Origin of the sequence: Paraburkholderia sp. 31.1, assembly GCF_014397645.1 — a bacterium.
GTDB classification, from domain to species: domain Bacteria; phylum Pseudomonadota; class Gammaproteobacteria; order Burkholderiales; family Burkholderiaceae; genus Paraburkholderia; species Paraburkholderia tuberum.
This window is the reverse complement of sequence record NZ_VZQN01000061.1, coordinates 1-13,537: the sequence shown is the minus strand read 5'-3', so window position 1 is coordinate 13,537 and position 13,537 is coordinate 1. Positions and strand designations below refer to the sequence as shown.

Genomic DNA, 13,537 nt, shown 5'->3' with positions numbered 1-13,537 from the left:
CCGACATGAACTATCACTTCGACTTCCGCTTCCTTGAAGGCAGTTTCGGCGCCTTGCTCGAAGGCCTCAAGGTCACCATCGAGCTCGCCGTAGCCTCGAACATTATGGGTCTCGTGCTTGGCTTCCTGCTCTGCCTCATGGCCATGAGCAGATGGGTCGCCGTACGCTGGCCAGCGCAGCTTTTTATCGAGTTTTTCCGCTGCACGCCTGCGCTTCTACAAATCGTCTGGTTCTTTTACTGCATCCCGATGATGGTCGACGTGTTCATCGACCCCATCCTCATGGGCGTGCTCGCGCTTGGTCTCAATTTGACCGCGTTCAACGCTGAAGCCTACCGTGCAGGCGTTCAGGCGGTCCCCAAGGAGCATCTTGACGCATCTGTCGCTTTGGGCCTCAAGCCGTGGCAGCGCACCATGTATGTGGTGTTGCCTCAAGCACTTCGCAGCTCGATGCCGGTTCTCATGACAAACGGCATTGGCAGTCTGCAGCAGAGTGCGCTCGTTGCCATCGTTGCGGTCGCCGACCTTATGTACGTCGCCAAGAGCCTCGCGACCGAAGCCTACCGGCCGCTCGAAACCTACACGGTTGTTGCTCTCATCTACTTCGCTCTGTCCCTGCCCATCGCAAAATTTGTGCATGTGATTGAGCGTCGTCAGGACCTTGCGGTCAAGCGTTGAGGAGAAGACCGTGCATCTCGATTTTTCAGCTGTTCTTCCTTATTGGCTTGTCTTGCTCAAGGGACTGGGGCTCACCCTTGCATTTACAAGCAGCTGCGCGGTTATCGGAAGCCTCGCCGGCTTCGTGCTAAGCCTGCTTCGTATGTCGCCCAACCGATTCATTAAGGGCGCCACAACGCTGTACGTGGAGTTTTTCCGAGGCACGCCTCTGCTCATCCAGCTGTTCTGGGTCTTCTTTTGCTTCCCGGTCGTTTTTCGCCTTCCGATACCGCCGTATGTTTCGGTTGTGATTTCCCTGACGCTGTACATGGCAGCTATCACTAGCGAGACGTTCCGCGGCGCGTTGAAGTCTATCTCCAGTGAACAGCACGACGCCTGTATCGCATTGAGCCTTTCGCCGCAAGCGAAAATTCTTTACGTTATTTTCCCCCAAGCACTGCTGCGCGCGATTCCGCCGCTGCTCTCGAACGTCGTCAGTTTGTTCAAGGAAAGTGCGCTCATCTCGTCGGTTGGCGTCGCGGACCTCATGTTCGTCGGACAGAACATCTCGAGCAGCACAGCAAAGCCGGTCGAGTTCCTGACGACGGTCGCGATTATCTACTTCCTCGTCGCGTTTCCCCTCACGCGCCTGGTTGGCGTGGTCGAGTCGCGATTCCTTAAACGCTTTGCCTACTAACCCAACCCGTCCTTCATAAAGGGAGAAACACATGCAGATGAAAGGCATCCTGCCCGCACTCGTCACGCCGTTCAATGCTGCCGGCGCTGTCGACCACGACGTGCTGGCGAACATTCTCGAGTTCCAGCTCAAGGCGGGTGTAACCGGCTTCGTGCCGCTCGGCTCGACAGGTGAGTACTACGCGCTGACGCACGACGAGCGCCGCGCCATCCTGAAGACCGTTCGCGAGGTCGTAGGCGACCGCGGCACACTCATCGGTGGCGCGAACGGTTCGTGCACCCGTGAAGTCATCGAGCAGGTTCAACTGGTCCGCGATGCGGGCTACAAGAACGTCCTCATCGCTCCGCCGTACTATGCGCTGCCCTCGCAGGAAGAGCTGATTGGCCACTACGAGGCCATCCTCAAAGCGGTTCCCGACGTCGATGTCGTGCTTTACAACTATCCGGTTCGCACGAACGTCGAAGTGGGCTTCGGCGTGCTGGACGCGTTCAAGGATAACCCGCGCGTCGTCGGCATCAAGGAGAGCAGCGGCAACCTGCTGCGCGCCATCGAAATCGGCGAAAAGTACAAAGGCCATTATCAGCTGTCGTGCGGCTCCGATGACCAGGCGCTCGACTTCTTCCTATGGGGCGCGAGCAGCTGGATTTGCGGCCCGGCGAACTGCTTCGTGAAGCCAGTGGTGGACTTCTACAACAAGTTCACCGCTGGCGACATCCGCGGTGCCCAGGACGTAATGCGCTCGCTCTTCCCGGTCATGGCGACGATGGAAGCGGGCAAGTTCGTGCAGAAGGTGAAGTACGGCTGTGAACTGGCGGGATTCAAGGTCGGCTCAGCTCGCATGCCGCTGCAGCCGCTGACCGACGCAGAAAAGGCGGACTTCCGCGCCGTCTTCGAAGCAGCTCAGGCATGACAGGAAGCCGGCGGAGAAATCCGCCGGCAATGCACTCTTGCAAGGTATTCGGATGAGCAAGCACAGCTTTAAGAGTATCGAAGGGCATACCGAAGGCATGCCCGTGCGCATGGTGGTCGCCGGCGCGCCGGCGCTCAGCGGTACGACAATGGATGAACGCCGCGGCCTATTTGTGCGAGACCACGACTGGATTCGACGCGCGTTGATGCTGGAACCGCGCGGCCACTCGCATATGTCCGGGACCATTCTTTATCGGCCCCTGTCTGCAGATGCGGATATGAGTCTCGTCTTCATCGAAACATCCGGCTGCCTGCCGATGTGTGGACATGCATCAATCGGCTCCATTTCGTTCGCGCTCGAAGCAGGTCTGATTCAACCGAAGTCGGCTGGTACGGTCGTCGTCGACGTTCCTGCTGGCAAACTGCACGCCAGGTACGTGATGGATGGCGACCGTGTCGCGTCGGTTCGATTCACGAACGTGCCCAGCTTTCTGCTTCATCGCAATATTGAAATCGAGCATCCGCACTTCGGACGTCTTGCCGTCGACATCGCGTATGGCGGCAACTTCTATCCTATCGTGGAGGTGCAACCGAACTTCCCGGGATGCGAGCACTTCTCTCCAGACCAACTGCTGAACTGGGGCCGCCAGCTGCAAACCGCGGTGAACTCGACAATCGACGTCGTTCATCCTGATAACCCAGGCATCCGCAGCGTGAAGCATGCCATGTGGACGGGCGCGCCTGTCTCCGATGACGCCGACGCTCGAGCGGTCGTAATCGCCGGCGACACGCTGATTGACCGCTCACCGTGCGGCACCGGCACGTCCGCTCGAGTCGCCCAGCGGTACGCGCGCGGCCTACTCTCGGAGGGGCAAGCTTTCCGGCACCAGAGCCTGATTGGCAGCTATTTCACTGGTCGAGTGGAATCAACAACAAGACTGAAGAGCGGGTTGGACGCGGTGTTGCCGAGTGTCGAAGGACGCGCCTGGATTACGGGACGGGCAGAATATTATGTCGACACCTCCCAGCCCTATGCTCATGGCTTCAGCTTGCAGGAGTTTGTGAATTGAACGCCGTTCCTCGCGAGAATGCTTCGCTTGACCCGCTTGCCTCTGCCCAGGAATCTGCTGTCGTCATAGGCGGCGGCATCGTGGGCGTGTGCTGCGCGCTTTATCTTCAGCGCGACGGCTACGCGGTTACGATCATTGACCCGGAAAGTCCGGGCAATAGTACGGCGAAGTGGAGTTGTGGCCAGATGGCGGTGAGCGAAATCATCCCGCTATCCAAGCCCGGTATCCTCATGAAAATCCCGGGCTGGCTCATGGACCAGAAGGGCCCACTCGCGCTGCGTCCAAGCGCTCTGCCTGGAATCATACCGTGGTTCTTCCGCTTTCTCATGTGCGCAAGGCACTCGAAGATTGTGGACATCGCCGAGTCAATGGCGACCCTCACGCATGACGTCTATGCAGACTACGCTCCGTTGCTCGAGGCCTGCGACGACAAAGCTCTGATGGGCGAACGTCCTATTCTGGAAGTCTTCGACAATCCAGGTGGGCTCACGCGCGAGTTGCCACATCTGGAGCTGCGCGAGTCGCTTGGCTTCACGTCACGGCGTCTGAACGCCAAGGAAATCGGCGACCTCGAGCCGGCGCTAGCTGGCAAGTTCGCCCACGGACTGATTTTCCCTGACTGGCGCGCTGTCAGCGACGCGGAAGGCTTCATCGCCGCGCTCACCGGCAGCTTCATCGCTCACGGCGGACGCCGAATCCAGACTGAGGCCAATCGCATTGTCGAATCGAACGGCCGCGCTGTCGGCGTCGACCTTGCAAATGGCCAGAGCGTTGCGGCGCAGCACGTCGTTGTTGCTGCTGGTACGGGTGCGCGGCGGTTCTTCAATTCGCTGGGGGTAAGCGTGCCGCTCAAGGGCATCGCGGGCTACCAGGCTGTCGTCAAAAACCCGGGTGTGGAATTTCGTCACTCGACCATCTATGCGGATGGCGGTTTCTGCTTCACTCCCATGACTCGCGGCCTGCAGATTGGCGGCACTATCGAATTCGCGGGCGACGGCGCGAAACCGAACTTTGGGCGCGCGGAAATCATCCTCGAAAAAGCCAAACGAATTCTGCCGGAACTTAAAACCGCCGACGTGGAATACGGTGTTGGCTATCGACCCTTCCTGCCTGACACGAAGCCCATCATCGACCGTTCTCGCAGGCTTGGAAACGTCTTCATGGCGTTCGGCCACGGGCAGCTCGGTCTGACGCTCGGCGCTACCACAGGTCGACTGATTGCCGACATGGTTGCCGGCCGGCCGACCAAGCAGAGCCTTACGCCATTCAGTGCCTATCGTTTTTCCTGACAAGGCTTAATTATGAAATCGTACGAACAGCTTTTCATCGACGGTCGCTGGGTGGCGCCTGTCAACAAGGGAACCTTCGAAACTGTCGACCCCAGTACCGAGCAGGTGATTGCCAAAGTCGCCTCCGCAACTGCGGAAGACGTCGACCTCGCCGTCAAGGCGGCCCGAAAAGCATTCGATGAGGGTCCGTGGCCGAGGATGAGCGGAGCAGAACGTGGCGCCGTGCTTCGACGCATCGGCAACGGTATCCGCGACCGAATCCAGGAACTTGCCGAAATCGAAGTCCGCGACAACGGTAAGCCGCTTCCCGAAGCGCTCTGGGACCTGGGTGACGCAGCAGGCTGCTTCGAGTTCTACGCTGGGCTCGCAGAGAAGCTTGACGAGAACGCCGAGACGCCCGTGACGCTCTCCGACGACCGTTTCAGTTCAGTGGCGCGCAAGGAGCCGGTCGGCGTTGCCGGCGCTATTATTCCGTGGAACTTCCCGATGCTGATGGCAGCATGGAAAGTCGCCCCCGCGCTGGCCGCCGGATGTACGATGATTCTGAAGCCGTCAGAGATGACGTCCCTGACGGCCCTTGAGCTGGGCAGTATCGCGGCCGAGGCGGACCTTCCGCCCGGTGTGCTGAACATTCTGACTGGCCCTGGAAGTGACGTGGGCGCGCCAATGAGCGAGCATCCGGGCATCGACAAGCTGGCGTTCACGGGAAGCGTGCCGACCGGCAGCCGCATCATGCAGGCCGCTGCGCGCGACATCAAGAACATCAGCCTCGAGCTGGGTGGCAAGTCCCCCTTCATCGTATTTGATGATAGCGACATCGACGCTGCCGTCGAATGGATAATGTTCGGCATCTTCTGGAATCAGGGAGAAGTCTGCTCGGCTACGTCGCGGGTAATCGTTCAGCGTGGCATCTACGACCGTCTCCTTCAGCGGCTGAAAGAGGAAACGCGCAAAATCAAAATCGGTAACGGCCTTGAAGACGGCGTCCTGCTCGGCCCCATTGTTAGCAAGGGACAGTACGAGAAAGTGCTCGCGGCGGTTGCGCGTGGCGAGGAAGACGGGGCGCGACTGGTGACGGGTGGTGACCGTCCTGCGCACCTCGACAAAGGTTACTTCATGGAGCCCGTCGTCTTTGCCGACGTCCCTGAAGAGAGCTCGGTCTGGAACGAAGAGATTTTTGGACCGGTCGTCTGCATCCGGCCGTTCGACGAAGAAAACGAAGCGGTGCGCTCTGCCAACAACTCCCGTTTCGGGCTAGCTGCCGCCGTCATGTCGCGCGACAACGAACGCTGTGAGCGAGTCGCACGGGCGCTGCGCGTCGGCATCGTCTGGATTAACTGCTCGCAGCCCACGTTCACTGAAGCGCCTTGGGGCGGGTACAAGCAGAGCGGCATCGGGCGAGAGCTCGGCGTGTGGGGCTTGAACAATTATCTGGAAACGAAGCAAATCACGCGGTATGACGGCGATAAGCCCTGGGGCTGGTACATCAAGTAAGGCGGGTCCATCATGCGCTGGAAAAAGACGCTTCAACTCGTGGATGTGCACTGCGAAGGCGAGGTTGGCAAAGTTATCACCGGGGGAGTTTTGGGAATCCCCGGTGCGACGATGCTCGACAAGATGAACTACATCAACGAGGTCGACGATAGTCTTCGCCGACTGGTTGTGCTCGAACCGCGCGGTTGCCTTCAGATGTCAGTCAATCTGCTGCTGCCGCCGACGCGTCCGGAGGCGCATGCCGGGTTTATCGTCCTGCAGGCGGACAAAGCCCATCCGATGTCCGGCAGCAACGCAATTTGCGTGGTCACGGCGTTGCTCGAACTCGGCCTGGTCGAGATGCAAGAGCCGGAGACGACTGTTGTTCTCGATACGCCTGCGGGACTGGTGACTGCGCGCGCGACATGCAAGGATGGACGCTGCACGGGCGTTTCGCTCGACATGGTGGCTTCCTTTGTCGAACTACTGGATTTCGAGTTCGAAGTTCCACAACTCGGGAGAATCAAAGCGGACGTAGCGTTCGGCGGGGTGTACTACGCGCTCGTCGATGTTGACCAGGTGAGGCTGACTATTGCGCCGGAGAATGCTCGAGCACTTGCTGAGCTTGGCATCCGTCTCAAAGACATCATCAACGGCCAGATTCGGATTCAACATCCGCTTTTCCCGGAGATAAACGAGGTCGCGTACGTCATGTTCCGACATCGCGTCAGCCCCGAGCTCTATCAGACCTGCACGACGTTGCCGCCTGGGCGAGTCGACCGGTCCCCGTGCGGTACGGGCAGCTCCGCCAATCTGGCGACACTGGCGGCCAGAGGATTGGCCGACATCGGAAGCCGGTTGAAGTCGCGCTCGACAATCGGTGGCGAGTTCAATGTGGAACTGCTCGGCAAGACCGAAGTTGGAGGTCGCGCGGCAATTCTTCCGCGCATTCAGGGGCGAGCCTGGCTTTATGGAATCCAGCAGATTGGGGTTGACCCCGATGACCCATTGTCCGCCGGATTCATGCTGAGCGACACCTGGGGCTCCGGTTTTCCGGCGGTCTGAGGCGGAGCGCGCACGATGATAAACTTGAATGCGCGCCCGTCTTTCCGGGCTTACGATGACAGCGGTGGAACCATGAGCAAAGCTACGACGGAGACAGAGGTAAGCGGCCGCCGCCACGGCGGACGGTATATCTATGAGGAGCTGCGAAAGCAGATTCTGACACTGCAACTCAAGCCAGGCTCCCCGCTCGACGAGGTGTCGCTCGCCGCGCAGTTTGGCCTTTCCCGTTCGCCCGTTCGCGACGCGCTCGCCCGCCTTATCAGCGAGGGTCTCGTTACGATTCTTCCGAACCGGACGACGCTCGTCACGCCCTTCGAAATTGAAGAATTCCCGAAGTACATCTCCGCTCTTGACCTTATTCAACGGGCAGTGACCCGTCTGGCAGCGCTGCACCGCACGCAGGCGGACCTTGTGCGAATCCGTAAGGCGGATGACGAGTATATGCAAGCGGTTGAGAGCGGCGACTATCAGTCAATGACCGAGACGAACAAGGCGTTGCATGTTGCCATCGCACATGCAGCGAATAATCCCTACTTCATCGGGTACTACGAGCGGCTGCTTGGTGAAGGACAGCGCCTCTCACACCTTCACTTTGATTTCACTGTCACGTCACCGACGGCAACGAAGCTAGGACGTGACCACGCCGACCTTATCGACGCAATTGAGCGCAAGGATGCCAATATGGCGGAAAAACTCGCGCATGAGCATACGATGTTGTTTCAGCAGCGGTTCCTGGACTACATGCGTCAGAACATGACCGAATCGATGGCGGTTTCTTAATGGCTCACATTGGGTCACCGAGACTTCGGTGCCCGCTCCTCCTTCAGGTCCGGCTGCGTCTCAGTTTCCGGAGGAACGTCCACAGTTCCGGTATATCGGATGTTGCGGCATTAAACCTGAACCACTCCGAAGCGTGTTCGCTCGGCCGGAAGTAGGAACCAGGTGCCAACCAGATTCCCTTGCTCAAGGCATCGTTTGTAATGGCGATGCTGTCTTCCGGCTGAATGGGCAGCTTTGCCCACAGGAACAGCCCTGCATTCGGTGTATGAAAAATCTCCAGGCCGGCCTCGGACATGGACTGAGTCACCTTCGCGTGGGCGTTGAACAGTCGTTCGCGTATGTGCGCAATGTGTCGGTCATAGTGTCCGTCAATGAGCACGCTCGCCACGGCGCGCTCCGTGACTTCAGATGAGGTCAGGCCAACGGCCATCTTCGTGAGAGCAAAACGTGACAACAGCTCGCGCTTCGCAGCAATGTAGCCAACGCGCATCGCTGGCGTGATGGTCTTCGAGAATCCCGAGAGATAGATGACGCGTTGAAGCCCCTCCATTGCGGCCAGACACGGCATCCCGGGAGGCGCGAGTTCTCGGGAGATGTCGTCCTCCACAACGTACATGCCTTCCCTGTCCGCAATCTGCAGCAGGCGGAATGCCGACGAAGCGCTGAGCGACGTACCAGATGGATTCTGTAGCACCGTGTTGACGAACATGACCTTTGGACGATGCGTCTTCACGACCTCTGCGAGCTGCGCAGTGTCGATGCCATCAGGCGTGCGCGCAACGCTGACGACGTTCACGAACGCTACCTTGAGGATTTCGAGCAGATTGCAGTAGCACGGGTCTTCGACAACGACCGTGTCGCCAGGCCTGAGCAACGTGCGGACAACAAGGTCCAGCGCCTGGGTCACTCCCTGCGTAAGCAGGACATCGTCGCTGCCAACGGGAAGTGAGTATCTGCGCAGTGAGCTCGCCACGTGCTCGCGCAAAGTCGAAAGGCCGTACGGGTGGCCATACCCGCCGATGCGCGACCCAGGTACGCGGCTGACAACGCGCAGAGCGTGTTGCACGCCGCTCTCGTTTATCCAGTCGTTTGGTATCCAGCCACAGCCCGCTTTGATGGGTACTGTCTTGTCGGCGAACACATCGGAAAGTAGCCACGCTCTATTAAGACTCGGCGCATTGAATGACGGTGCCGCGGGCGCTTTGGCTGCTGGCGTCGCGACGCGATAGCCTGCTCCCGCGCGTGCCACTACGAGACCCAGCGAAACGAGCCGTTGATAGGCTTCAGATACCGTGTATGTGCTGAGGTTGTGAGTCTTCGCAAGGCCTCGGACGGAGGGCAACGTCGTGCCAGCCGGGTACGTTCCCTGCCTCAGTTCCTGCTCGATTGACGACACAATCTGGTCGACCAACGTGCCTTCGTTCTTGCGCGAGCGTGACAGGTTCAGCTTGAACATTTCCAATACAGTTCGGAGAAGAAAATCAGCACGGTCTGACTGCTGGTTGCAGACTGTCCAGTGATTGTAGCCGGCAAACTCATTAAAGTTGACTGCACATTCCCGGAGTCAACACATGAGCTCGAATCAAATCAATCTGAACATGTCGAACTTCTGGATGCCTTTCACGGCAAACCGTCAGTTCAAGGCAGCACCTCGACTGTTCAAGTCTGCCAAAGGCATGCACTACACTACGGTGGACAACCGCGCCGTGCTCGATGCGACGGCGGGTCTTTGGTGTGTGAACGCGGGCCATGGTCGCTCAGAAATCACACAGGCGGTGAGCCAGCAGCTCGAAACGATGGACTATGCGCCGACGTTTCAGTTGGGCCATCCGCTTGCGTTCGAAGCAGCCACCAAGGTCGCCGATTTCATGCCGGCAGGTCTCGACCGCATCTTCTTCACCAATTCCGGTTCCGAGTCTGTCGACACGGCGCTGAAAATGGCGCTCGCCTATCACCGAGCTCGCGGCGAAGGGCAACGGACTCGCTTCATTGGTCGCGAGCGTGGCTATCACGGTGTCGGCTTCGGTGGCATTTCCGTCGGCGGCATCCTGCCTAACCGCAAGATGTTCTCCGGCAACCTGATGCCGCATGTGAACCATCTCCCACACACGCATAACCTCGCAGAGTCGGCGTTCACGCGAGGCCAGCCGACTTGGGGTGCGCATTTGGCAGATGAGCTCGAACGACTCGTCACGCTGCACGATGCATCGACCATCGCCGCAGTCATCGTCGAACCGCTCGCCGGTTCCACAGGTGTGTTGGTGCCGCCGAAGGGCTACCTCCAACGCCTGCGCGAACTATGCGCAAAGCACGGCATCCTGCTGATTTTCGATGAAGTGATTACTGCATTCGGTCGCCTTGGCGCGCCTACCGCAAGTGAGTATTTCAACGTCGTGCCGGACATTATCACGATGGCCAAGGCCATCAACAACGCGGCAATCCCGATGGGTGCGGTGGCTGCCAGCCGCACCATACACGACACGGTTGTGAACGCTGGAGCCGAGAACGCCATCGAGTTCTTCCACGGCTACACCTACACGGCGCACCCGGCGGCGGCGGCGGCGGCAGTTGCAACGCTCGACATCTATAAGCGCGACCGATTGTTCGAACGGGCGAAAGAGCTGTCTGGTGTTTTCGAGGACGCGGCACATGAGCTCCAGAACTCTCCGCATGTGAAGGACATTCGCAATCTGGGTCTAGTTGCGGGTATCGAACTCGAATCGCGTCCCGGCGCCGTCGGCGCCCGCGCATACGAGGTCTTCCTCAAGTGTTTCGAGGCAGGTGTTCTGGTCCGTTACACGGGTGACATCCTGGCCTTCTCGCCGCCGCTCATCGTGGACGAGCAGCAGATTGACCAGATTTTCTCGACGGTGCGTGACGCCTTGCGCGACGTGGCCTGACTTTAATCGCCCAGCCGAGATGGCCGGGCACGAATCCGGAGTTCTGAAATGAATGTTGCAAGCGAGAAGGCGAGTCTTTCGGTGAAGCAGGTCAGCCACTTCATCAACGGTCAGGTGGTTGCACCGTCGAGCGACCGATTCAAGGACGTTTTCAACCCCGCGACTGGCGACGTAGCGGGCTCTGTCGCACTTGCCTCGGTTGAGGAAGTCAACCGGGCGGTGGAAGCTGCGAACGCGGCGTTCCCGAACTGGAGCGAGATGGCGCCGCTCAAGCGCGCACGAATCCTGTTCAAGTTCAAGGAGCTGCTGAACAAGCATCACGACGAACTGGCGATGCTCATCACGCGCGAGCATGGAAAGGTCTTCACTGACGCGCAGGGCGAAGTCATTCGCGGCATCGAAGTCGTCGAATTCGCTTGCGGCATTCCGAATCTGCTGAAGACGGAGTTCACGGACCAGATTGGCGGCGGCATCGACAACTGGAATCTGCGTCAACCGCTGGGTGTCGTGGCAGGCATCACGCCGTTCAACTTCCCGGTGATGGTCCCGATGTGGATGTTCCCGGTCGCCCTCGCGTGCGGGAACACTTTCATCCTGAAACCCTCGGAGCGCGACCCGTCCGCGTCGCTGCGTCTTGCCGAATTGCTGAAGGAAGCGGGGCTTCCCGACGGTGTGTTCAATGTCGTGAATGGTGACAAGGTTGCAGTCGATGCGCTCATCGAGCATCCCGACGTGGTGGCAATCTCCTTCGTCGGCTCGACGCCGATTGCGGAGTACATTCACACGGAAGCTTCGAAGCGTGGCAAGCGGGTGCAGGCGCTCGGTGGCGCCAAGAATCACCTGGTCGTCATGCCCGACGCCGACCTCGACCAGGCGGTCGATGCCCTGATTGGCGCGGCCTACGGTTCGGCTGGCGAGCGCTGCATGGCCATCTCCGTGGCAGTTGCAGTCGGTAACACGGGCGACCAGCTCATCGAGAAACTTGTTCCCCGTGTGAAATCTCTTGTCATCAAGAACGGCGAAAATCTCGATGCCGAGATGGGGCCGCTCGTCACGGCGGAACACAAGGCGAAAGTCTCCGTCTACATCGAGTCCGGCGAGGCCGAAGGTGCCAAGCTCATCGTTGACGGCCGGGACCATCCGGTCTCCTCGGAAAACGGCTTCTTCATTGGCGGCACGCTGTTTGACGACGTGCGAACGGATATGAAAATCTACAAGGAAGAGATTTTCGGTCCTGTCCTCGCCGTTGTCCGTGTACCGGACTTCGCGAGCGCCGTGAAGCTGATTAACGCACACGAGTTCGGCAATGGCGTCTCGCTGTACACGTCGGATGGCGGAGTAGCCCGGGCTTTCGCGCGCCAGATTCAAGTTGGCATGGTCGGTGTGAACGTGCCGATTCCTGTCCCGATGGCATGGCACTCCTTCGGCGGCTGGAAGCGTTCGCTCTTCGGCGACCATCACGCTTATGGCGAAGAAGGGATTCGCTTCTACACGCGATATAAGAGCATCATGCAGCGGTGGCCTGACAGCATCAGCAAAGGTGCCGAGTTTACAATGCCCGTTGCGAAGTAGGAGACTCGCTTAGACGCTTCGCCATCTGCACTGTCTGCCCAACGGTAAATCACGCTGGCCGGGCGGTGCAAATGAGCAGCTTTTGAGCGGCTGCTCGTTGCCTAGTCGGTTTGCACCTGGAGGATTGATGCTCCGTCGAATCGTGATGACGCTCGCTCTTCTATCCGTGTGCGTCGCCCTCGCGCATCGAGCGCGGGCCGAGGACGTAAAGGTCGTCAAGATTGGCGTTGTCGCGCCTTTGTCCGGGTTTTCGGCTTCATACGGAAAGGACGAGGAGAATGCGGCACGACTTGCCTTCGAAGAAGCGAATGCCCGCGGTCTCGTGATTGGAGGTCAGAAGATTCGATTTGAGGTTGACGGCCAGGGTGACGCTGGCGACCCCAAAACGGCTGTGCTCGTCGCGCAGCGTTTCGTGGACGAAGGTGTCAGTGGGGTCATCGGTCACCACAACTCAGGATGCTCTATCGCCGCTTCGGCGGTGTATCGCAGGGCTGGCATTCCGCAGATTTCTCCGGCCTCGAGCTCCCCGGCGTACACCGCGCAAGGCTTCGAAACTACTTTCCGAACAATCAGCAACGACGACCAGATGGCCGTTGTTGCGGCTAATTATTCGGTGAGGCAACTGGGAGCAAAGCGCGTGGCGGTGATTGACGACAGCACCGACTACGGAACCAATCTCGCCACCGAGTACGTGAAGGCCGTCCAGAATGCAGGAGCGAAGCTAGCCTCATGGCAATTCACGACGACGAAGTCCATAGACTTCCGAGCCGTCCTGACCACAATCAAAAGGCTGAACCCTGACCTGATTTTCTATGTGGGCCAGGACATCCAAGCCGCCGGTGTGGCCAAGCAGATTCACCAGCTTGGAATTAAAGCCAAATACATGGGGGAAGGCGGCTTCACGAATGACACTTTCCTCCGGCTGGTCGGTCAGAGTGGACAAGGCATGTATAGCTGGGAGTACGGGGCGCCACTTAGCCGCATGCCGCAGAGCTAGGAAAACGCTGATTAATTGACCGGGCTGCCGAGCTTGCAGATGGGATGGCGCGGAATTTTTCTGGATGACGAAGTAAATGAGGATCGGTTTCGGTGAATTTGGCTCTGGAGCGAGCCTCACTTATCGCAT

Annotated in this window: 12 protein-coding genes; 11 read left to right on the top strand and 1 reads right to left on the bottom strand. The window is 59.1% G+C overall.

The genetic code is table 11. The annotated features are described in order from the left end of the window. Positions 1–5 precede the first annotated feature (5 nt). The 8 genes from F6X37_RS32205 (at position 6) to F6X37_RS32170 (ending at position 7,939) form a co-directional block, all read left to right on the top strand. Positions 6–677: an amino acid ABC transporter permease gene (locus F6X37_RS32205; RefSeq protein ID WP_187614087.1), complete on the top strand. Its 672-nt coding sequence runs from the start codon at positions 6–8 to the stop codon at positions 675–677. A 10-nt stretch (positions 678–687) separates the two neighbouring features. After that, positions 688–1,353 carry an amino acid ABC transporter permease gene (locus tag F6X37_RS32200; protein WP_187614086.1) on the top strand — a complete coding sequence of 222 codons (666 nt, stop codon included), beginning with the start codon at positions 688–690 and terminating at the stop codon, positions 1,351–1,353. Between the two features lie 31 nt (positions 1,354–1,384). After that, on the top strand, positions 1,385–2,263 hold the full coding sequence (locus F6X37_RS32195; RefSeq protein ID WP_187614085.1) for a dihydrodipicolinate synthase family protein: 879 nt from the start codon (positions 1,385–1,387) through the stop codon (positions 2,261–2,263). Between the two features lie 52 nt (positions 2,264–2,315). After that, positions 2,316–3,332 (top strand): 4-hydroxyproline epimerase, encoded by a 1,017-nt coding sequence (locus F6X37_RS32190; RefSeq protein ID WP_187614084.1) that lies wholly within the window; start codon positions 2,316–2,318, stop codon positions 3,330–3,332. Then, positions 3,329–4,621 carry an NAD(P)/FAD-dependent oxidoreductase gene (locus tag F6X37_RS32185; protein ID WP_187614083.1) on the top strand — a complete coding sequence of 431 codons (1,293 nt, stop codon included), beginning with the start codon at positions 3,329–3,331 and terminating at the stop codon, positions 4,619–4,621. The genes F6X37_RS32190 and F6X37_RS32185 overlap by 4 nt, the downstream gene beginning before the upstream one ends. Positions 4,622–4,633: 12 nt before the next feature. Further along, on the top strand, positions 4,634–6,115 hold the full coding sequence (locus tag F6X37_RS32180; RefSeq protein WP_187614082.1) for an aldehyde dehydrogenase family protein: 1,482 nt from the start codon (positions 4,634–4,636) through the stop codon (positions 6,113–6,115). 12 nt (positions 6,116–6,127) lie between these two features. Further along, complete coding sequence (locus tag F6X37_RS32175) at positions 6,128–7,159, top strand: proline racemase family protein (protein ID WP_187614081.1); 1,032 nt, start codon at positions 6,128–6,130, stop codon at positions 7,157–7,159. A gap of 72 nt (positions 7,160–7,231) precedes the next feature. Beyond that, a complete protein-coding gene (locus F6X37_RS32170; protein ID WP_187614080.1) occupies positions 7,232–7,939 on the top strand; it encodes a GntR family transcriptional regulator in 708 nt (235 codons plus the stop codon). Positions 7,940–7,982: 43 nt separating this feature from the next. Here F6X37_RS32170 and F6X37_RS32165 read toward each other — a convergent pair whose 3' ends face one another. Continuing rightward, entirely contained in the window at positions 7,983–9,395 is a 1,413-nt protein-coding gene (locus F6X37_RS32165) for a PLP-dependent aminotransferase family protein (RefSeq protein WP_187614079.1), read from the bottom strand. Between the two features lie 115 nt (positions 9,396–9,510). Between F6X37_RS32165 and F6X37_RS32160 the strand changes: the two genes are divergently transcribed. The 3 genes from F6X37_RS32160 to F6X37_RS32150 all read left to right on the top strand — a co-directional run bounded on the left by F6X37_RS32160 (position 9,511) and on the right by F6X37_RS32150 (position 13,408). Then, a complete protein-coding gene (locus tag F6X37_RS32160) occupies positions 9,511–10,839 on the top strand; it encodes an aspartate aminotransferase family protein (protein WP_187614078.1) in 1,329 nt (442 codons plus the stop codon). A 48-nt stretch (positions 10,840–10,887) separates the two neighbouring features. Next, positions 10,888–12,411, top strand: a complete 1,524-nt coding sequence (locus tag F6X37_RS32155) for a CoA-acylating methylmalonate-semialdehyde dehydrogenase (protein WP_187614077.1) — start codon at positions 10,888–10,890, stop codon at positions 12,409–12,411. Between the two features lie 127 nt (positions 12,412–12,538). Continuing rightward, positions 12,539–13,408: a branched-chain amino acid ABC transporter substrate-binding protein gene (locus tag F6X37_RS32150; RefSeq protein WP_187614076.1), complete on the top strand. Its 870-nt coding sequence runs from the start codon at positions 12,539–12,541 to the stop codon at positions 13,406–13,408. The last annotated feature ends 129 nt before the right edge of the window (positions 13,409–13,537 follow it).